This window comes from Myxococcus xanthus (genome assembly GCF_006402735.1).
In the GTDB taxonomy this organism is placed as follows: domain Bacteria; phylum Myxococcota; class Myxococcia; order Myxococcales; family Myxococcaceae; genus Myxococcus; species Myxococcus xanthus_A.
The window spans coordinates 3,079,844-3,100,086 of record NZ_CP017174.1 but is presented as its reverse complement, the minus strand read 5'-3'; the positions used below and the strand labels follow the sequence as shown (position 1 = coordinate 3,100,086).

Sequence of the window (20,243 nt, the reverse complement as noted above, 5' to 3'; positions counted from 1 at the left end):
TGTCAGACAAAGAAGCGTCAATGCGGGCTAACCGGCATTCACTCTCACACGGATGGGCGAGTGATGGCGGCAACGGAAGGCATCAGACGTGCTGGATCGGACAGCCCCCTGGTGCGAAGCGCGCGGCAGGTATGGTTTGATGAAGTGCGGCGACACTTCAGGAGAACCGATGTTGCTTGCTGTATGGGGCTACGAATGATCAAGGGCGACTCGCCGAATCCCGAGGCACCCGCTGGAACGGGCGCGGATCCTCTCATCGGGCGGACCCTGAACGGCCGCTTCAGCGTCCTGGAACCGTTGGGCATCGGGGGCATGGGCAAGGTCTACCGGGCCCTGCAGGCACCGCTCGAGCGTGTGGTGGCGCTCAAGGTGCTCAACCCCAGCTTCCCCAGCAGCCGGGACCCTGGCTTCCAGAAGCGCTTCCTGCGCGAGGCGTCGCTGACGTCCAAGCTGCGCCATCCCAACACCGTCACCGTCATCGACTACGGGCAGACGGACGACGGCATCTTCTACATTGCCATGGAGTACCTGGACGGCCGGACGCTGGCCCAGGTGCTGGGGCAGGTCGGCCCGCTGGCGTGGTCCCGCGCCATCTCCGTCACCCAGCAGATCTGCCGCTCACTGCGCGAGGCGCACAGCCTGGGCATCATCCACCGCGACCTGAAGCCGGCCAACATCATGCTCCTCAACGAGCAGGATCAGGACCTGGTCAAGGTGCTGGACTTCGGCCTGGTGAAGTCGGTGGCGGCGCCCCAGGAGGGGCAGCTCTCCCCCGAAATCACCCAGAACGGCACGTTCCTGGGCTCGCCGCAGTACATGGCGCCCGAGCAGGCGCGCAACGCCACCGACGCGCGCAGCGACGTGTACTCGCTGGGCATCGTGCTCTTCCAGATGCTGATGGGGCGTCCGCCGTTCATCGCGCGCGACCACATCGAGCTCATCTTCGCCCACTACAAGGAAGCCCCGCCCACCTTCCAGCAGGTGCGTCCGGACCTCCATATCCCGCCGGAAATCGAGGCGGTGGTGCGGCGCTGCCTGGAGAAGGACCCGGCGCGGCGCTACCAGACGATGGACGAGTTGCTGGAGGGCCTGCGCGAAGCGAGCATGGCCGCGGGTGGCAACAGCGGCATCTTCAAGCGGCCCGGCGGCGCGACGACGACGGGCCCCTACCCGTCCCCCGCGCTGTTCTCCAACGTGGGAAACAACACCGAATCCGGTGACACGCTGGCAGTGGACATCAGCGTGGAGGTGCCCAAGGACGTCGAGCGCGCCCGGCAGCGCACGCTGCTCACGGGTGGCCTGGGCGGCCTCGTGGTGGCGGGCCTCATCGCGGGCGGCGCGGTGTTCTTCATGGCGAACAAGGAAGCGGCGCCGCCTGCCCCCGCGCCCCAAACGGAGGCCCCGGCGCCCGTCGCCGCCGCGCCCGCCGCGGAGCCTGCCGCCGAGCCCGCGGCCGCCGCCAACGCGGGCAAGGTCCGCTTCAAGCTGATGAGCCAGCCCTCCGGCGCCCGCGTCTTCTACCGGGGCAAGGAGCGAGGCGTCACGCCCTTCACCCTGGAGATTCCGTCGGGACAGGATGGCTCCGTCACGGTGGAGCTGACCTTCGCGATGGAGGGCTACCAGATGGAGACCGTCGTCACGGGCGGTACCGGCGAGGTGGTGCTGTCGCAGAAGCTCCAGAAGCGCCGGGGCGGCGCGGGCGGCGGCCGGCAAGTCGAGGTGGCCTCCGTGAGCGCGGATGAGACGGCGGAGGAAGTCGAGCCGGTGGCCACGCCGGGCGGCATGTCCGCGCCGGTGATGCTCGCCCCCACGGCCTCGCCCGCCACGGAGCTCCCTGTCGCGGCGGCCGTCGGAGGCGCCACGGCCTCGGCAACCGACGCGGCTCCGGCCAAGGGCTCAGCGACCGGGCTCGCGCTGCCGGTCCTCCCCACCGCGGCGGTGGCCTCCGCGCGTGGCGACGTGCTCCCCTACAACGAGGACATGCCTCGCCCGGAGATGGTCGACCAGGGCAAGGACATCATCTACACGCGCGAAGCGATGGCCGCGAAGTCGAGCGGCGTGATGATTGTCCGCTGCACCATCACCCAGCAGGGCCGCGTGGAGAAGTGCCGGACCATCAAGTCCGTGGCCCACATGGAGCGCGCGGTGCTCGATGCCCTCACGTCCCGCACCTACAAGCCCATCGTCTACAAGGGCTACCCGGTGAACGTGGACTACACCTTCAGCATGCGCCTGGTGGCACCGCGCCGCTGAGGATGCATCGCTGACCGTCCCCGCCGGACCCAGCGCGCATCAGGGTCCGGTGGAGGGCACCACGGGTGGCGCCGGCGGAACGGCCGGCACATCGCCGCCGGGCGGCACACCCCAGTCCACCACCGGCCAGCCCCGCTTCCGGGCGTGGCGCCGCAGCCGGTGGTCTGGGTGGACGGCCACGGGCCGCCCCACCACCTCCATTACCGACAGGTCCGAATACGAATCGGTGTAGAAGGCGCACGCCGACAGAGCCACGCCCGCCTCGCGCACGTAGGCCTCGGCACAGACGCGCTTGCCCTCGCCGAAGCAGATGGTCCCCAGGGCGCGTCCGGTGTGGAGGCCCTCGCCATCGACCTCGAAGCGGTTGCACAGCACCGCGTCCAGTCCCAGCTCCCGCGCCACCAGCTCCGACAGGTAGCCCGTGGACGACGTCAACAGGACGAGCCGCTCTCCGGCGCGCCGGTGCGCGTCCAGCACGGCCCAGGCTCCGGGCCGGTAGAGCGGCCGCACGTGCTCCTCGTAGAACACGACGGTGCGCTCCTGGAGCGGCTTCGCGGGAGTACCGGCGAGCTGGGCAATCGCGCGCGCCACGGCGTCCTGCATGGACACGAAGCCCAGGTGGTAGCGCGCGATCCAGAGGCTGGCGCGCAGCGCCTGGAAGCGGGAGATGTGCCCCAGCTCGAGCTCGCGGCGAATCCACAGCGAGCCCGAGTTGGCGGCGATGAGCGTCTTGTCCAAGTCGAAGAATGCGACGGCCACGCCTGGACCTCTAATCCCGCCGGAAGGACGCCGCAGCGTGGACTGCACGCCGCCGCACACGCATCAGGACGAGCGCGACCAGCCCCAGCGCCACCGGACCCGGTGCCGCCGCGCAGCCGCTGCCCCGGCCGTCCGCCTTCAACGCAAACCCCGCCCCCTCCCGCACGAAGCACTGGGTGGGCGGCAGGTGACGCGGGTAGATGTCACAGAACCCGGCGGCCGACCCCGAGTCGATGACGCGCTTGCGCGTCTCTCCCGGAGGCGCGGTGGCCTCCATGGTGGCGCCTGGGACGAAGACATGGTCCAGCCCCACCACGTGGCCAATCTCGTGCGTCATGGTGTTCTGGATGTCCGTGGCCACGCAGTCCACCGAGGGCTCGCCTTCACACACCGGTGAGTCCACCGTGGTGAAGAGGAAGCCATAGCCCCGTGCCGGCTGGGACGCGTTCAGCTCGATGTCCGAGTCCAACACCCGCCCGTCCCGATAGGAGAACGTGGACGTGGTGAGGCCGATGGTCCCAGACGGATGCTCCCAGCACTGGTAGACGTTGCCGCACGTCTCTTCGGTCCAGCACGCATCATCCGCCGGGGCAACTTCGTGGCACGACGTCTCCCGGAACGTGATGATGTTGTAGTTGTCCCGGGGACGCGTCTCGTCGTAGCCCACGGCGATGGGCGCTCGCCAGTCCTCGCCCCGGGTGAACCGGTAGTCGCTGCACCCGTCGGAGATGCTCCGCCACGAGTCGAAGGACGCCTCGATGGCCGCTACCTCGGAGTCTCCAGGCGTGCGCGCGCTACCCGCCGCATCCAGGTGGTAGACGTACTCACGCACCGGCCACACCAGGCACAGCGGGTGCCTGGGCACCACGGTGCGGCGGTAGGACGGCTCCTCGTCCATCTGCGCTTGAGCGGAGGTGGCCAGGCACGCGGCCGCGAGCGCCAGCGCCTTCCTCACCGGACCGCCTCCTCGCGACGGCGGCGGCGCGCCAGCCACAGCGACCAGACGGCCACCAGGGACAGCACCCCACCCCGCCCCGCAGCGGAGCAGCCTCCAGCCTTGGGTCCCAGGTCGATGGACGTCACCGGGTGGAGGCACGACTGGCTGGCCTGCCCCTGGGGGTAGGCGTCACAGACGAAGCCGCGCGAGCCCGAGTCCACCACGCGCTTGGACACCTCTCCCGGCGGCGCGCTGGGGTTCATGGTGGAGCCGGTGGCGCGCGTGTGGTCCAGACCGATGAGGTGGCCGACCTCGTGCGTGGCGGTGTTCTGCACGTCGGTGGCCACGCAGTGGGTCGTCACCGGAGGGAAGCACGTGCCGCCGTTCGCCGTCGTGAAGGAGAAGCGCGCCGCGTTGAAGGAGATGTCCGAGTCGTAGATGATGCCGGAGCGCTCGTCGTACGTGGTGAGCGTGATGGCGATGGTGTTGTCGTCGTCATCCCAGCAGTCATACGTGTTGGCACACGTGTCGTCGTCCCAGCACGCATCGCTCGCGGGCGCCACGGTGTTGCAGTCCCGGGTGCGGAACAGCACCAGGTTGGTGTTGTTTCCCTGGCGCCGGTAGCCCACCTGGCGTTCGTCCACGCGCGGGCCTTCCACCAACGTGAGGTTGCCGCACTCGGCGAAGATGGTCTGCCAGCTCTGGAAGGAGGCGCGAATCGCGTCGAACTCGGAGTCACCCGCCGTGTCCGGGTTGCCGTAGGTGCTCTGGTTCCAGACGACGCGATTGGACGTCCAGAAGAGGCACTGCGTGCGCGTGTCACCCGCATCGACACGGCTGCGGACGTAGGGGTCCACCTGGCCCAGGGTCAGGGCCAGCATCAGGGGCGCGAGCAGCATCACGGCGTCTGCTCCCCAAGGGCTTCACGGATGGCGGCCTTCAGCTCCACCAGCGTCATGGACTGGAGCGCGGACGCGGCCGGCTTGCGGGTGACGGGGTCCAGCAGCTGCGACTCGGTGGGCTCCGGGACGGCCAGCGCCGTCTTTCCCTCGCGCTTCACCTGGAACTTGCCCTGCGCCATGTCGGACACGCGGAAGGCACGGGGTCCGCGCTTCTGCAGGAAGACCACCACCTCCTCGCCCGGCGTGAAGGACGCCAGGCCGTGCACCACCTGGCCAATGTCCCCCATGCGGCCCCCGGGCTGGGTGACGAGCACCGTGCTCCCAGGCTGGCCCTTGAGCGATTCCGTCACCTGGATTTCGACGTCGGTGAGGATGCGCATCTTGTCGCCGCTCCAGCGGCTCTCCACGCGCCGGACGACACCGTGGACCACGGTGTCCGCGCCTACCGCGAGCCCGGACAGGTCCACGCGGAGCTGGGTGGTGGCGGTCGCGGGCACGCCCACCAGGAGGACAGCCAGGAGCAACGTGCGAACTACCTGACGAATCGACATACGAGTTCTCCCTGGCCATCCAACTTACTCCAGGAAAGTCCCTCCGCGTTGACCCTCCATCCACGCCCTGCTAATCCGCGCGCCCGTATGCCTCCTGCCCTTCGCGTCCGCTTCGCTCCCTCGCCTACCGGTTACCTTCACATTGGCGGTGCCCGTACGGCGCTGATGAATTTCCTGCAGGCGCGGCGCCAGGGCGGCACCTTCGTCCTTCGCATGGAGGACACGGACCAGGGCCGCTCCACCCCGGAGTCGGTGCAGGCCATCCTGGACGGACTGAACTGGCTGGGCATCGACTGGGATGAGGGCCCCGGTAAGGAAGGCCCCTACGCCCCCTACTTCCAGATGCAGCGGCTGGACACCTACCGCAAGCACGCAGACCAGCTCATCGCCGAGGGCAAGGCCTACCGGTGCTACTGCACGAAGGAGGACCTCGACGCGCAGCGGCAGGTGGCGGAGAAGGCGGGCGGCGCGTTCAAGTACCCGGGCACCTGCCGTGAGCGGACCGAGCCCCCCGCCGGCCGCAACGCCGCGGACGCGGTCATCCGCTTCAAGATGCCCGCGGGTGACGGTTCCGTGTCCTTCACCGACAAGGCGCTGGGCACCATCACCAAGACGCACAGCGACCTGGATGACTGGGTCATGATGCGGGCGGACGGCATCCCCGTGTACAACTTCGGGTGTGTCATTGATGACCACCTGATGGACATCACCCTGGTCGCGCGCGGCCAGGAGCACGTCAACTCCACCTTCCCGCAGCTGATGCTGTACCAGGCGCTGGGGTGGACGCCTCCCGACTTCGCCCACCTGCCGCTCATCCTGGGCCCGGACCGCGAGAAGCTGTCCAAGCGCAAGCACCCGGAAGCGGACGTGATGGTGCACAAGCGCAACGGCGTCATGCCGGAGGCGCTGCTCAACTTCGTCATCCGCCTGGGCTGGAGCCACGGCAACGACGAGGTCATCAGCCGCGAGCAGATGCTCGAGTGGTTCGACTTCAGCGACGTGGGCACCACCTCCGGCGTGTGGAACCCGGAGAAGCTGCTGTGGCTCAACCAGCAGTGGATGAAGCAGCTGCCGGTGGAGACCGTGGTGGAGCGGCTGCTCCCCTTCCTGGAGGCGAAGGGCATCCAGGCGAAGGGCGACCCGCGTCTGGAGACGCTGGTGCGCACGCTGCGCGAGCGCTCCAACACCCTGGAAGACATCGCCACCACCGCGGCCAACGTCTACTTCCGCTCCGGCATCACCCTGGACGAGAAGGCCGCCACCAAGCACCTCTCCGGAGAGTCCCTCAACCTGCTGCGAAAGGTGCGCGAGACGCTCGTCGCGCTTCCGGAGTGGTCGGTGGAGGCGCTGGACGGCGTGGTGAAGCAGGTGAGCGAGGCCTCCAGCGTCGGCATGGGCAAGGTGGCGCAGCCCATCCGCGTGGCACTCACCGGCAACACCACCAGCCCGGGCATCGGCGAGACGCTGGTGTTGGTGGGCCGCGACGAATCCCTGCTGCGCATCGACGCGGCGCTGACGCGCGGTTGAGCTGTCAGGCGCAGGTAGCGGTGGACGTCGGCAGCCCAGGCCCCTATCTTTCGGACCCATGATGCGTGCCCTTGACAGCCTGAAACGCGGTTTCTATAAGGCGCGCCCGCTCGGAGCGGCGCTGGTGGCGCTCTGGGCGGTTTCAGCGGGCGCCGAAGTCATCAATGGCGCGCAGTTGCCGGATGGGTCCAAGCGGGTCGGTGAGAATCGCTACCGGTCGCCCAGGGATTTCGATGGCACGCTGGAGTACTACCGCGCGGTCTACTCGACGAGCGGTTACCCCCGCCGGCAGATCGTGAACCAGCCGGGCGTCAAGGCGGTTCACATCAGCAACCCCTCGGGGAAGAACTTCGCGGGGCTGAACATTTACGAGGCGAACGACGAAGTTCGCATCTACATCGTCCCGACCCAGCAGGCAGCCAAGCCCGCCAAGAAGCCGGAGACGACGAAGAGCAGGAAGAAGTAAACGCCGCACCGAAGTTGTTGCAGTCCCGAAGTGGTATTGGTAGAGAAGCGCCGCAGTCGAGCAGGTCCTTGGGGAATCGTCTAACGGCAGGACAGCAGACTCTGACTCTGCTTATCTAGGTTCGAATCCTAGTTCCCCAGCTTGTAGTCCTGTAGTTGTAGTGCTCGTCGGTCTGAAGCAACCTGAGCAGGACGAAACAAAAAAGGTTGACGAGGGCAGACGAAAAAAGGTAGAAATCGCGGGCAGTTGGCGGCGGTTGAAACAAGTATCGGCCCTGTCGTCTAGCGGTTAGGACGGAGCCCTCTCACGGCTCAAACTCGGGTTCGAATCCCGGCAGGGTCACACTGAGGCGCCCACCTTCTGAAAAGAAGGTGGGCGTTTCGCTTTGCGGGCCAGACGTCGGCAGTATGCGACGGCCCCCACGGGGCTCGGCGCCTCTTTCGAGGCCCGGCCCGCGCGCGCCTCCTCACGTCTCAATGGGGTTCTTCAGGGAAGCGGCGCGGCGATGCTCTGCCGGAAGGCGGCGAGCGCTGCGGCGAGCCGATCTTGCGCCCGCTGCACGCCCCGGCGCAGCAGCAACATGCGCACCTTCTCCGGCAGCGCGACGGCACCCTGGCTGGTGCCGAAGCCCACCAGGTCCATGCGCAGCGTAATCGCCTCCAACAAATCACCCAGGTCCGACTGGGGACTGGCGAGCAGCAGCACGTCGGGCGGTCTGCGCTGAAGGCGCTCGGCCAGCGTGCGCCACTGGGGGTCGCCCGTCTCCACGATGACGACGTCCACGCGCTCCAGTTCGGGGGCGTAGGGCGGCAGCTCCGCCGCCTCGAACCCAGCGTCCTGAAGAACGGTGACGGTATTCGCGCTGCCCACGACGGCTATCCGGCCATTGAGGCCCAGGCGCACCGCTTCCTCGTAGGCCCGCAGCTCCGCCTCCAGGACTTCGTAGGCGAGCTCCGGCGCGTCCTGTCCGGAGGCCAGGAGGGCCGCGGCCTCGCGGGCCACCTCCCGGGCCTGCTCCCGCACGAGCAGGCCCGCAGTCCGGCGCTCCAGGGCGGCGCGCACCTTGGCGCGCAGCACCCGCAAGTCGTCAAAAGGCTTGAGGATGTAGTCACTGGCGCCCGCGGCGAAGGCGGCGACGACGCTTTCGGAGCTGGCGTAGCCGGTAATCATCACCGCTTCCATGGACGGCTGGAGACGGCGCGCCTCGGCGATGAGCTCCACGCCGCCCATGCCAGGCAGGTTCTTGTCCGTCACCAGGACGTCGAAGCGCTGCTCGGCCAGCAGCGGGAGGGCTTCCTCCGCGCTCGCGGCCAGCGTCACAACCAGGTCGGCATCTCGCTCCAGAAGGCGGGCACAGATGTCCAGCACGACGGGCTCGTCATCCACCACCAGCACCGTCGAGGCGAGCGTCCCCCCTTCCCCTCCTTCACCCTCACCGGTTTCGAACGGGAACTCCATGGCCGCGCAGATTCGCACAGCTCACTTCCAACTACGAAGCCCGCATTTGAGGCCCGCTATGCTGGAGGCGTGGCGAGCTTTCAGGACGCATTGCAGGACAACCGGGTACCCGGGCGGCTGGGCGACGTGCGGCTGCGTTATGACGGCGGCCGGCTGGTGGGCGAATCCCTGCCGCCGCCCTGGGAGCGGCGTGTCCTGCCCGGGCTGTTCGTCGGCGTAGGACTGGGGTGTGCGGTGGGCGCCGCCATCCTGGTGGGCGTCCGGGAAGGCGCGACGGCGGCCTTCGCCCTGGGATTGCTCGCGGCGGCCCTGGTGGGTCTGGCCCTCAAATGGGAGTCCCGGCTGGGCCGCCGGCGCTTCGTCCTGCACTTCCGCTCCGAATCCCTCCGATTGGAGCAACTGGCCTGGTCACCGGGCGCCACCCGCGCGGCGGTGGTGCCCTTCGACGCGGTGCGGGCCGTCCACATGGTGGAGCGCCCCGGTCCCCGTTACGCACTGGTGGTGGAGTACGCGCCAACCGACGCGGAGGGCCCGCTGCGCCGCGCGGTGCTGGTGGAGGACATCCGCGCCTCCGAGACGCAGACGCTTCACCGCGTATGGCGCATGCTCAGCAACGCCTTCGGACTCAGGGGAGCGGGGCTCGCCGGAGGGTGATTTCGATTTCGGTGCCCTCCCCTTGCGTGGAGGACAACCGGAGGCTGCCGCCGAACTGCGTGACGAGTTCCCGGCAGATGGACAGGCCCAGTCCGGTTCCCACGCCCACGGGCTTGGTGGTGAACATGGGCTGGAAGACGCGCTCCTGCAGCTCCATGGGAATGCCGCAGCCGTTGTCCGCCACCGTGAGCACCACGTCGTCGGGACGCAGTGTCCACCGGACCTCGATGCGCCCGGGACGTCCCGTGGTGCCCATGGCCTGCGCCGCGTTGACGATGAGGTTGAGCAGCACTTGGCACAGCTTCACCGGGCCGAAGGTGACGCGCACGGGCTCGCCGTTGCTCGTCAGCCGCGCCCGCTCCCGCACCTCGGCGCGCGCCAGCTTCACTGCGAAGGACACCACTTCCGCGACGTCCGCCGTGGCCTCCAGGTCCTCACCGCGGGCCTGGGCTCGCAGCCCCAGTGCCACCTGCCGCAGGTGCTCGGCGCCGTCCGCGAGGTCCTTGATGAGGGCGGGCAGGTCCTCCACCGTCTCCGCCACGGAGGGGTCGGGGTCCGTCTGCAGGTGCCGCGACACGTACTGGATGACGCTGCCCAGGTCGCGCTGCAGCGACGCCACGTTCTGCGACAGGTAGCCCACCGGCCCCATCAGCTCGTGCGCGATACCCGCCGTCACCTGTCCCAGGGTGGCCAGACGCTCAGACTTCATCATGCGCCCTTCCACCTCGCGGATGCGCAGCTCCAGTCGGGCAATCTTGAGCGCGTCATCGAGCGCGGCCTGGAGCTCCGTCCGGTCCCACGGCTTGACGAAGTAGCGCGTCACCTGGCCGCGGTTGACGGCGTCGATGACGGCCTGCATGTCCGCGTAGGCCGTGACGAGCATGCGCTTGGCGTCCGGCGCAATCGTGCGCGCCCGCTCCAGCAGCTCCACGCCCGTCATGCCGGGCATCCGCTGGTCGGAGAGGATGACGCCAATCTCGCCCCTGCGCTGCTCCAGGAGCGCCAACGCCTCGCTGGGCGAGGAGCTGCGGAAGATGCGGAAGCGCTGCCCGAAGTTCGCGTCGAAGACCCGGAGGTTCAGCGCGTCATCGTCGACGTAGAGGACCGCGGGGAGTTCAGACGGGTTCATGGCGCTCCTCCAGGCCAGCGTCCCATGAAGGGGGCCAGGCTGGTAAGGCCTAGGATAGCGCCTCAACCCCTTCGCGATCTGCTGGGTACCGCGCGCACCACCAGGATAGGGCGAGCGCCTGACGCGTCGCACCGCCCAGCGAGGCCCTGTCCGTCCTGGGTCGTGTCAGCGCGAAGAAGCCAACTGTTGCGGACCCGTGGCCTCCAGGTCGCCTTCCAGCGCCCGGGCCACCGCGTCCACGGAGCCGAAGCTGACCCGGGGAAGTGAACCCAGGAGCGAGAGCACCAGGGACGGGGCCTCGTTCTCACGGGCCACCCAGGTCAACTGCCGCGCGGACAGCGGGAAGACGGCGCCGTCGAGCGCCTTGTGCAGCGATTCCGCCAGCGGCAGCGGCGGGCCTACGCGCGACTCCAACTCCGACACACCCTGGGCAAGCCGTTCGCGTGTCATGTCGTCGTTCATTGGAAGCAAGTTAAGCAGCGAACGCCCACGGCCGCCGACCTTTTTTCGCGCTCGTGGGGCAGGCAGGGGGACAAGCCATGCAACCCGCTTGTGGGTGGTCAGCACGCGGCACACGTCCCACCGTTACCGCCACGAAGTGTGCCGGATGGCACCTGCTTGGGAGGACACACCATGGCGGACAGCAAGGGTAAATCCGAGGAGACGAAGCACAACGCAGCCGGAGATAACGGTTATGCGGAGCGCATCGAGCATGTGGAGGGCACGCGCCCAGAGCCCTGGCCCGGCATCCGCGGTCGCTCGGACGATGAGGAGAACGAGCTGCCGACCGGAACGTCACGCGAGCGCCAGGCAAGCGTGACGGAGACTCAGCGCAAGCTGGAGCAGGAGGCGCACGGCCGCAAGGAGCCGACGCGCAAGTAACAAGGGGCCATCCGGGCCCTGCCCCGCCCTCGCGCGCCCCAGGACGGGCACGCGGAGCGGGGCAACCGGACGGCCTAGAACAGCAGCCGTGTGGGGTGCTCGAGCAGCCCGCGCAGCTCGCGCAGGAACTCGGCGCCAATGGCACCGTCGATGACGCGGTGGTCGCACGACAGCGTCGCCGTCATCATCTTCCGGACCGCCAGCTGACCATCGCGCACCACCGCCTTCTCGGAGACGGCACCCACCGCGAGGATGGAGGCCTGCGGCGGGTTGATGACGGCGACGAACTGGTCGATGCCGTACATGCCCAGGTTGCTGACGGTGATGGAGCCGCCGGTGTACTCCTCCGGCTTGAGGGCACGCTTGCGAGCGCGCTCCGCCAGCTCACGCACGCCTGACGCGATGGCCTGCAGGCCCTTCTGGTCCGCATCCCGGAGGATGGGCGTGATGAGGCCTTCCTCCAGCGCCACCGCGATGCCCACGTCCACACTGTGGAACTGGACGACCTTGTCGCCCTGCAGCGAGACGTTGATCTTCGGGTAGCGGCGCACCGCCATGGCCACGGCCTTCACGATGAGGTCGTTGACGGAGACCTTGAGGTCCATCGCCTTCGCCTCTTCGCGCACCTTCGACGCCGCCTCCATGTCCACCTCGATGGTGAGGTAGAAGTGAGGAACGCCGGGCTTCACCTCCGTCATCCGCTGCGCGATGACCTTGCGCATGGACGAGAGGGGGACCACGGTCGGCTCGGGACGCACGCCCGGAGCGGGCTGCGCGGCCGGGGCCTTCTTCGCGGCAGGAGCCGCCGCAGGTCCTCGCGCGAGCGCCTCCTCGATGTCGCGCTTCACCACGCGGCCAGACGGACCGGAGCCACTCACCTGGGTGAGGTCCAGCCCCTTCTCGCGCGCGATCTTCTTCGCCACGGGGCTGGCGCGGACACGCCGGCCACCCGCCTGGGCCGGAGCCGCCGCGGGCTTCGCCGCCGGAGCAGGCGCGGACTTCGGAGCCGCCGGCTTCTCGGGAGCCGGAGCAGGCGCCGCGGGCTTCGCCGCCGGAGCCGCCTTGGCGCCCTTCGCGGTGAGGTACGCGATGGGCGACCCCACCTTCGCCATCTGGTTCTCACCGACGACGATCTCCGCCAGGGTGCCGTCGTCGTAGGCCTCGATTTCGAGGTTGGACTTGTCCGTCTCCACCTCGGCCACGGCGTCGCCGGAGGACACCTTGTCCCCCTGCTTCTTGAGCCACTTGACGATCTTCCCCTCCGTCATCGTCGGGGACAGGCTCGGCATCTGGATGGCGATGCGGTTGTCGCCGCCGCCCGACGACGCGGGCTTCTCGGCGGCCCGCGGCGCGGGGGCCTCGGGCGCCGGCTGGGGCTTCTGCTCGGGAGGCGTCGCGGCGGGCGCGGCCTGCTTGCCGGCGTCCACCTTTTCACCCTTCGCACCGATATAGGCGATGGGCGCGCCCACCTTGGCCATCTCGCCCTCGCCGACGAGCACCTGCAGCAGGTACCCGTCGTCGTAGGCCTCGATTTCGAGGTTGGACTTGTCCGTCTCCACCTCGGCCACGGCATCGCCGGAGGACACCTTGTCCCCTTGCTTCTTGAGCCACTTGACGATCTTCCCCTCCGTCATTGTCGGGGACAGGCTCGGCATCTGGATGGGAATGGCCATGCGCGTTCAGGCTCCCTCGCGGTACAGCACCTTCTTCACCGCGGCGATGATCTTCGGTGCGTCCGGCTGGGTCGCGTTCTCCAGGTTCGCTGCATAGGACATGTTGACGTCCAGGCCCGTGACGCGCTCCACCGGCGCGTCCAGGTCGTCGAACGCCTTGGACTGGATGATGTCCACCACGGACGCGCCCACGCCGGCGAGCCCCCAGCCCTCCTCCACGATGACGGCGCGGTTCGTCTTGCGCACGCTCGCCAGGATGGCCTCCTCATCCAGGGGCCGCAGCGTGCGCAGGTCCAGGACCTCCACGCTGATGCCCTCCTTCGCCAACTCCTCGGCCGCCTGCATGCAGAAGTAATACATGCGGCTCCAGGTGATGATGGTGACGTCCGTGCCCTCGCGCTTCACGTCCGCCTTGCCGAGCGGCACGACGTGCTCGCCTTCCGGCACGTGCCCCTTGATGGCGTAGAGCCGCTCGCCCTCGAACATGAGCACCGGGTTCTCGTCCCGGATGGCCGCCTTGAGCATGCCCTTGGCGTCCGCGGGCGTGGCGGGCGCAATCACCTTCAGGCCCGGGAAGTGCGCGTAGTTGGCCTCCAACGCCTGGCTGTGCTGGCTGGACAGCCGGCCGCCGGCGCCCCCCGGACCGCGGAACACGATGGGGCAGCGCAGCTGGCCACCGGACATGTGCCGCAGCTTGGCGGCGTTGTTGACGATCTGGTCCATCGCGAGAATCGCGAAGTTCCAGGTCATCATCTCCACCACGGGGCGCAAGCCCACCATGGCCGCGCCCACGCTCAGGCCGGTGAAGCCCAGCTCGGCGATGGGCGCGTCGATGATGCGCGCGCTCCCGAACTTGTCCAGCAGTCCCTGCGACACCTTGAAGGCGCCGTTGTAACGGCCCACTTCCTCGCCAATCAGATAGACGTTGGCGTCGCGCTCCATTTCCTCGGCGAGCGCCTGGTTCAGCGCCTCGCGGTACATCAACTCGGGCATCGTCGGCTCCGACACGAATTCGAAAAAGGGTTGGTAGACAGGTCAGCGCGCGCCTAGCGGATGAGGCCCGCCTTCTTGTCGGCCGCCTCGGCCTGCTCGCGCGGCTCCAGGTCCCACGTCACCTTCAGCTCCTGCCCACTGGGATACTTCGGCCAGGTCACCTTCTGACCCAACACGCGCTCGCGGGGGCGCACGTCCTCCTCGCCCTCCTCCACGATGGTGTCGCGCCACAGCTCGTCCAGGCTGGGCTCGGGCGACTCGTCGGCGAACTTCACCGCCTGGTCCACCAGCGCATTGACCTCCTCTTCGATGGTCTCGAAGACGTCGTCCTGGGCCAGCCCCTGCTTCTTGATGTAGGCGCGCAGCTTCGGAATCGGGTCGCCCTTGCGCTCCTCCTCCACCTCATGCTTGGTGCGGTAGGTGGCGGGGTCGGCCATGGAGTGACCGCGGAAGCGGTACGTGTTGGCCTCCAGCAGCACGGGGCCCTTGCCGGCGCGGCAGTACTCGGCGGCGTCCTTGACGGCCTCATACATGGCCAGCACGTCCATGCCATCCACCGGCTCGCCGCGCATGTCGTAGGCGCTGGCGCGCTTGTAGATCTCCGGCACCGCCGCTATGCGGGAAATGGCCGTGCCCATCCCGTAACGGTTGTTCTCGCAGATGTAGATGACCGGGAGCTTCCACTTGGACGCCATGTTGAACGTCTCGTGGAGGGCGCCCTGGCTGGCCGCCGCGTCGCCGAAGTAGCAGACGGTGACGCGGTCCTCGTTGCGATAACGGCTGGCGAAGGCCATGCCCGCCGCCAGGGGAATCTGGCCGCCGACGATGCCGTAGCCGCCATAGAAGTGATGCTCGATGTCGAAGATGTGCATCGAGCCGCCCTTGCCCTTGCTGTAGCCGGTGCCCCGGCCCATCAGCTCGGCCATGACCATGCCCGCGTCGCTGCCACGGGCCAGCGGCTGGCCGTGGTCACGGTACGCACTGAGCATGTAGTCATCCGGACGCAGGGCTTCCACCGGTCCCACCGCCACGGCCTCCTGGCCGATGTAGAGGTGGCAGAAACCGGCAATCTTCCCCAGCGTGTACTGCTGACCCGCGCGCTCCTCGAAGCGACGGATGAGGTACATCTTCCGGTACATGTCCAACAGCAGTTCTTTCGAGTACGGGCTGGCCACTGCGGAATGCCTCCATGCTGGCCGCCCACGGAACTCCCGGGGCGGCAAACGCCGAGCGACTCAATAGCCGCGCGGCAGGGGGACTTCAAAGCCTTTCAAACCCCGTCCACGCCTGGTCTGTTTCAGGCGCGGTGCGTCAGGAACCCAGCGCGAAGTGCGGGACGGAAATGACGCCATCCAGCAACTCCACCGGCCGGCCCGAATGGTCCGTGGCCAGATGGATGACGGTGGCCTCTGGAAACTTCCGCCGGTAGTCGTTCGCGTGCGTGGGCTCATTGTCGAAAGCAGCCACCACGCTCCCCAGGCGGCCCAGCCGTGCGTGCGCCTCCCGCTTGAAGGCGTCGTCGTCCTCGGCCAGCGTGGGCTTCATCACGAGGAGCACCCGGTCGTCATCTGGCAGCACCAGGCCGTGACGGCGCATGCAGGAGACGGAGCCTTCCCGCATGGCCTCATGGCGGCCGGTGACGTAGACGAGCCTCGCGCCGGTGGCCGCCACCTCGTGGGTGAAGCTGGCCGCGCCGTCGATGGCCTCGTCGTCCACGCAGTAGTCGCTGGTGAAGAAGCGCTCGGCCCAGAAGCGGCGGGCTTCGGCGAAGTGGGACTCCACCAGGGCGTCCTCCAGGCCGCAGGCGCGCATGGCCTCCTTCATGTCCCAGCCCGTCACCCAGTGGCGCGGCTCGCAGGCGGCCAGCACGGCCAGCGAGCTGGCGACGCCATATTCCCGGAGGATGCGGGCCTGCCGGGGCCGGTTGTCGAAGAGGGTGGAGTCCAGGTCGAACGCCAGCACGGCGGAGGAGCCCAGGGAGCGGGCGCGCTCCAGGATGGAACGCAGGGTGTCACGCCAGTCGTCGCGGATACGCTTCTTGAAGTCGTCGTAAGCCATGTGCGCCGGGGAGATTACCCGCGCGCGCGCCAGGGTGCCGCCGAATCCTCCTCCGCGGGCGTCATGCGCCCCCCTCCCCGCCTGGAGCGTCGGCCCCGCCTCAGGCCGCGGACTTCCACCCGGAACGGTTGGGGGGCGTTCCGGGACCAGGGTCCGTGAAGCGCTGCATGCGCTGGATGCCGTTGCGGTCCAGCACCAGCCGCACGAACTGGACGGAGTCCTGACGGCGGTCCGTCTCCTCCTCCACCACCGTGAAGCGGAACACCATGTCCACCGGGTAGCGCTTGGTCCCGCGGATGTGGCCCACGGACAGGTCCGCCAGGTCCACGTACTCCAGCGCCAGCTCCGGTTCGTCCATGTCGCGAAGGAAGCGCTCCACGTTGAGGCGGAGGATGTCCGTCACGCCCGTCAGGCCCCGCTGCGTGCGCGGCAGGTGCCGAGCATCCAGGACAATCTGCTTCTGGTAGCGGATGACCGTCTCCGACAGCTCACCCTGCGTCGCGGTGAGGAAGTCGTCGCGCTGACGCAGCGCCGACACCGTGTCCGGCACCTTCAATGAGGGCCCGTAGTCCACCCGCTCCTCGCACGCGCCAATGACGCGCCCGGTGACGGGGTCCACCAGGTTCGTGGTCCGGTCCGCCAGGTGCATGGCCGCCGCCCGGCTGAGCATCCGGCGCAGGCCTTCCTTGATGCGGTCCTTCACCATGTACCCCACCACGAGGATGAGGAAGAAGTTGAGGCTGGCCTGCGCGTAGCGCTCCTGCGCCCAGAAGGCCACCGCGGTGGCGACCGTCATCGCCACGCCCGCGGCCAGCGCGAAGAGCATCTCCTCCCAGCCCTGCCGCTTCTGCCGCCGCTTCGACGACAGGAACAGCACGTTCATGCAGAACTTCTTCAGGAAGCCCAACCGGAGGATGTACTCCTCGTTGTCCCCCGTGGGGCTGAGCACGCTGCGCAGCCGGTGCTCCTTGCGGTACGCCTCCTCCCGCAGCACCGCCTCCATCAGCCCCTTGCGCAGCCCATGCCACGGCTCGCCGCGAGGCAGCGACTTCATGTCCGCCACCGCGCGCCGGAAGCCGCCCTCCACCAGCAGGCTGACGTATTCGTCCACCAGCCGCAGCGACGCCCGCGAGCGCTCCTGCAGGTGCAACTCCCCCACCGCGCGCAGCCACACGCGGAAGCGCGCCAGCACCTGCGTCACACCGGCCTGCATGGCCAGGACCTCGGACTCCAGCACCGCGCACGCGTCCGTCGGCAGCGCCGCGGGGCCCTCGCACCGCGACTCCACCCCGGTGGCGAAGCGGCGCAGCGCACCGCGAAGCACGCAGGACAGGAGCTTGGCCTGGTACACGACGTCCTTCTCGGACCCCATCCCCGTGCGCAGCCACGCCTCCAGGCGCACCAGCGGCGAGGTGTCCGAGCCCAGCAGTTCGTTCACCGCCATCACCGGCGTCTTGAAGCGCACGTAGTTGTGGATGTCCGCGTAGAAGTCCGCCCGCGGGTACGTCTCCGCGTCGATGTTCAGGCTCCCCGGCAGGAAGAGATACGCCTCCACGAGGTAGCGCGTCTCATCCGCCCCGGAGGGCTGATACTCGAGCTTGATTTCAAACTGCTTCCGGTCGTGGACCTCGAAGCGGCTCTGCAGGGGTGCGGGTGACTGGGACACACCGGGAGTCTACGCTACATCCCTGTCACGCGGGAGTGACCCCAACGTCACACATCGTTGGGGCCACACGGATATCACCCGCCAGTACCGGTCCGATTCGCTGGCGCCGCCGGGGGCACCGGCAGGGTGGCCGGCACGGGCGTGGACTTCGGCTGGGGCCGGGCGTTCCACACCTGGGTGGCCAGCAGCAGCCCGAGGAAGGACAGCGGCAGCATGGCGTAGGGCCAGTTGCCCCAGTTGGCGGCGGTCTTCGCCTCGTCACCCATCGGCAGGATGGAACCCAGCAGGATGGACTGCAGCGCGGTGCCCGCGTACACGGCGCCGTCGATGATGCCAACCGCGAGGCCGGCGTTCTTCTTCCCGCCGAAGTCCATGCTGGCCGTGCCGGACAGCATGCCATGCACGCCAATGACACACAGGGACATGAAGATGACCGTCCAGCCCAGGGCCACGCTCTCCAGGACGAACACGGAGATGACGGCGCCCACCGACATGCCGGCGTAGAGCACGGCGGACACGGGGCCGCGGCGTGAGTCGAAGACGCGGTCGCTGATGACGCCGGCGAACATGCCGCCGGTGATGCCCGCCACGCACAGCAGCATACCCCAGTTGGCCGCGACGAAGGACTCGCCGAGTCCCGTCGCCTTCGCGAACTTGGGGTACCACTGCATGATGGCGTTGCGCATGAAGCCGCTGCAGAACTCGATGAAGAGGATGATGATGATGGCGCGGTTGGTCAGCATGCGCTTCAGCACGCCCGCCACCCCCAACTGAGGCCCGGTCTCTCCGGAGGACGCGTCCGCGGTGTCGAAGTCCGGATGGCCCGCATGGCTGGGCGTGTCGCGGATGACGAAGTAGTCCACCACCAGGAACACGGCGAGGATGGCCGCGGGCACGAAGAACGCCCAGTAGGTGGGCGCGGCCTTCACGATGAGCCGGCTCCAGTCGTAGGCGAAGTAGATGCCCAGCGAGATGAGGATGCCGAACACGCCGCCCAGCAGGCCGCGCTCGCGCACGTGGAACCAGGCCGCGTTCACCTTGACGATGGAGACCGCGCCGAAGCTCTGGAAGTACATGTTGACGGCGTAGAGGAACGACAGCGTCGCCACCAGGCCGCCCGGCGGCGCCCAGTTGTGCGTCAGCACCGCGTACACCACGCCGCCCATGGCCACGTTCGCCACCGCCGAACCCGCGGCCGACATCAGGATGGTCTTCCGGCCACCCAACTTGTCCGTCAGCGGGCCGTTGAGGAGGAAGGCCACGCCGTAGACGGCGGTGCCCCACGCGAAGATGGTGCCGAAGTCCGCGTTGGAGGTGCGGTCCCCCATGGCGCTGGTGGCCACGTTGAGGTTGTAGCGCCCCATGTAGAGGAACGCGTACGTCATGCCCAACGGGAACCAGTTGAAGAACCGGCGGCGCTTGAATGCCTCCGTGTGCCCCAGCTCCACCTTGGGCAGGCGCGCGAGGACGAGGCCGATGGCCCCCAGGAGGATGAGGATGGGCAGGAACTGGGCCAGCCAGGGGGGCAGCGACGACATGCAGCGACCTCTGCGGTGGATTGCGGAACGCCGCGCACCCTACCCCGGCACGCGGCCGCGCGAAACCAATGCACGCCCTTCAGGGCTGAAGGGCGAGCAGCCGCGTCAAGGCGACTTCCGTCTTCGCATCCGGGATGTCACCGCGCCGGCACGCGTCCAACACGTCCTGGATGGGACGCCAGTGCAGCTGCGTGCCCTCCTCTAGGGGCGAACCATCCCCTTCGGGCTCCTCGGGTGACAGCTCGGTGACGTCCACCGCGGCGGGAAACACCTTTTCGGACAGGATGCCCGGCGCCAGGAAGAAGGCGCCGCCCAACAGCCGGATGTCCTCCGGATTCACGTTGAACCCGGCCTCCTCATGCACCTCTGCCGCGGCGCGGCGACGCAGGCCTTCCTCGCCCTTGTCCTCCGGCTCCAGCAGTCCCGCGACAATTTCTTCCACGCGCAAGTAGCCAGACGCAGGGTCTGGAACGGTCATCGCGCCCCGGTTGTCCTTCCGGAAATACGCCGCGGGCCGGAGGTTCATCCGCGTCAGGACCTCCAGGCCTGACGCACCGCGGCGATAGACGAGCACCGCCACCGCGTCCAACCGGGGCCGGTCCACCACGTCCACTCGGTATACGGGAGAGGAAGAACCGTCCGCGCGCCGGTTGCGGCAGCGCAGCCGCCGAACCCTGAGGAAGCCCTCGTCGCACCTCGCGGTAGACGAGAAATCCTCGATGATCTCGATGTCAGTCACACTGGAATGACGCTGCCGCATGTCCGCCTGCTCTCCTGTGGAGTAGGAACGCCGATGG

Annotated in this window: 19 protein-coding genes and 2 tRNA genes; 7 read left to right on the top strand and 14 right to left on the bottom strand. The window is 68.4% G+C overall.

The window, feature by feature from the left end:
* The first annotated feature begins 195 nt into the window (after positions 1-195).
* Positions 196-2,253 carry a TonB family protein gene (locus BHS09_RS13170; RefSeq protein ID WP_140798033.1) on the top strand — a complete coding sequence of 686 codons (2,058 nt, stop codon included), beginning with the start codon at positions 196-198 and terminating at the stop codon, positions 2,251-2,253.
* Positions 2,254-2,292: 39 nt separating this feature from the next.
* Here BHS09_RS13170 and BHS09_RS13165 read toward each other — a convergent pair whose 3' ends face one another.
* The 4 genes from BHS09_RS13165 to BHS09_RS13150 are packed head-to-tail and all read right to left on the bottom strand — an operon-like array spanning position 2,293 to position 5,402.
* A complete protein-coding gene (locus BHS09_RS13165; protein WP_140798032.1) occupies positions 2,293-3,012 on the bottom strand; it encodes an HAD family hydrolase in 720 nt (239 codons plus the stop codon).
* A 10-nt stretch (positions 3,013-3,022) separates the two neighbouring features.
* Complete coding sequence (locus tag BHS09_RS13160; RefSeq protein WP_140798031.1) at positions 3,023-4,006, bottom strand: myxosortase-dependent metalloprotease, MXAN_2677/MXAN_2678 family; 984 nt, start codon at positions 4,004-4,006, stop codon at positions 3,023-3,025.
* Complete coding sequence (locus BHS09_RS13155; RefSeq protein WP_140798030.1) at positions 3,964-4,851, bottom strand: myxosortase-dependent metalloprotease, MXAN_2677/MXAN_2678 family; 888 nt, start codon at positions 4,849-4,851, stop codon at positions 3,964-3,966. The genes BHS09_RS13160 and BHS09_RS13155 overlap by 43 nt, the downstream gene beginning before the upstream one ends.
* On the bottom strand, positions 4,848-5,402 hold the full coding sequence (locus BHS09_RS13150; protein WP_011552744.1) for a hypothetical protein: 555 nt from the start codon (positions 5,400-5,402) through the stop codon (positions 4,848-4,850). The genes BHS09_RS13155 and BHS09_RS13150 overlap by 4 nt, the downstream gene beginning before the upstream one ends.
* A gap of 87 nt (positions 5,403-5,489) precedes the next feature.
* Between BHS09_RS13150 and gltX the strand changes: the two genes are divergently transcribed.
* From gltX to BHS09_RS13130, 4 genes are all read left to right on the top strand, one after another.
* Positions 5,490-6,929 carry a glutamate--tRNA ligase gene (gene gltX, locus BHS09_RS13145; RefSeq protein WP_140798029.1) on the top strand — a complete coding sequence of 480 codons (1,440 nt, stop codon included), beginning with the start codon at positions 5,490-5,492 and terminating at the stop codon, positions 6,927-6,929.
* Between the two features lie 58 nt (positions 6,930-6,987).
* Positions 6,988-7,395 (top strand): hypothetical protein, encoded by a 408-nt coding sequence (locus tag BHS09_RS13140; protein WP_011552742.1) that lies wholly within the window; start codon positions 6,988-6,990, stop codon positions 7,393-7,395.
* Positions 7,396-7,464: 69 nt separating this feature from the next.
* Positions 7,465-7,535, top strand: a tRNA-Gln gene (locus BHS09_RS13135).
* Between the two features lie 130 nt (positions 7,536-7,665).
* Positions 7,666-7,737: transfer RNA gene (locus BHS09_RS13130), tRNA-Glu, on the top strand.
* A 144-nt stretch (positions 7,738-7,881) separates the two neighbouring features.
* On the opposite strand, the gene BHS09_RS13125 is transcribed toward BHS09_RS13130, so the two are convergent.
* Entirely contained in the window at positions 7,882-8,871 is a 990-nt protein-coding gene (locus tag BHS09_RS13125) for a response regulator (protein WP_140798028.1), read from the bottom strand.
* 51 nt (positions 8,872-8,922) lie between these two features.
* Between BHS09_RS13125 and BHS09_RS13120 the strand changes: the two genes are divergently transcribed.
* Positions 8,923-9,507 carry a hypothetical protein gene (locus BHS09_RS13120; protein WP_140790156.1) on the top strand — a complete coding sequence of 195 codons (585 nt, stop codon included), beginning with the start codon at positions 8,923-8,925 and terminating at the stop codon, positions 9,505-9,507.
* On the opposite strand, the gene BHS09_RS13115 is transcribed toward BHS09_RS13120, so the two are convergent.
* A complete protein-coding gene (locus tag BHS09_RS13115; protein ID WP_140790155.1) occupies positions 9,479-10,636 on the bottom strand; it encodes a sensor histidine kinase in 1,158 nt (385 codons plus the stop codon). The genes BHS09_RS13120 and BHS09_RS13115 overlap by 29 nt on opposite strands.
* Positions 10,637-10,801: 165 nt before the next feature.
* A complete protein-coding gene (locus BHS09_RS13110; RefSeq protein WP_140790154.1) occupies positions 10,802-11,086 on the bottom strand; it encodes a DUF2795 domain-containing protein in 285 nt (94 codons plus the stop codon).
* A gap of 183 nt (positions 11,087-11,269) precedes the next feature.
* Here BHS09_RS13110 and BHS09_RS13105 point away from each other — a divergent pair, with 183 nt between their 5' ends.
* A complete protein-coding gene (locus BHS09_RS13105; RefSeq protein WP_140790152.1) occupies positions 11,270-11,518 on the top strand; it encodes a hypothetical protein in 249 nt (82 codons plus the stop codon).
* A gap of 74 nt (positions 11,519-11,592) precedes the next feature.
* On the opposite strand, the gene BHS09_RS13100 is transcribed toward BHS09_RS13105, so the two are convergent.
* The 7 genes from BHS09_RS13100 to BHS09_RS13070 form a co-directional block, all read right to left on the bottom strand.
* Positions 11,593-13,191: a pyruvate dehydrogenase complex dihydrolipoamide acetyltransferase gene (locus BHS09_RS13100; protein WP_140798027.1), complete on the bottom strand. Its 1,599-nt coding sequence runs from the start codon at positions 13,189-13,191 to the stop codon at positions 11,593-11,595.
* Between the two features lie 6 nt (positions 13,192-13,197).
* Positions 13,198-14,184 carry a pyruvate dehydrogenase complex E1 component subunit beta gene (locus tag BHS09_RS13095; RefSeq protein ID WP_140790149.1) on the bottom strand — a complete coding sequence of 329 codons (987 nt, stop codon included), beginning with the start codon at positions 14,182-14,184 and terminating at the stop codon, positions 13,198-13,200.
* Positions 14,185-14,237: 53 nt separating this feature from the next.
* Positions 14,238-15,359: a pyruvate dehydrogenase (acetyl-transferring) E1 component subunit alpha gene (gene pdhA, locus BHS09_RS13090; RefSeq protein ID WP_174258757.1), complete on the bottom strand. Its 1,122-nt coding sequence runs from the start codon at positions 15,357-15,359 to the stop codon at positions 14,238-14,240.
* Positions 15,360-15,495: 136 nt separating this feature from the next.
* Positions 15,496-16,242: an HAD family hydrolase gene (locus tag BHS09_RS13085; RefSeq protein WP_140790145.1), complete on the bottom strand. Its 747-nt coding sequence runs from the start codon at positions 16,240-16,242 to the stop codon at positions 15,496-15,498.
* Between the two features lie 100 nt (positions 16,243-16,342).
* The gene (locus tag BHS09_RS13080; protein ID WP_140790143.1) at positions 16,343-17,908 is read right to left on the bottom strand and encodes a hypothetical protein; all 1,566 of its coding nucleotides are present in this window, start codon (positions 17,906-17,908) and stop codon (positions 16,343-16,345) included.
* A gap of 74 nt (positions 17,909-17,982) precedes the next feature.
* Positions 17,983-19,446, bottom strand: coding sequence for an MFS transporter (locus BHS09_RS13075; protein WP_140790142.1), 1,464 nt, complete (start codon positions 19,444-19,446; stop codon positions 17,983-17,985).
* 79 nt (positions 19,447-19,525) lie between these two features.
* Positions 19,526-20,206 carry an NUDIX hydrolase gene (locus tag BHS09_RS13070; protein ID WP_140790140.1) on the bottom strand — a complete coding sequence of 227 codons (681 nt, stop codon included), beginning with the start codon at positions 20,204-20,206 and terminating at the stop codon, positions 19,526-19,528.
* Positions 20,207-20,243 lie beyond the last annotated feature (37 nt).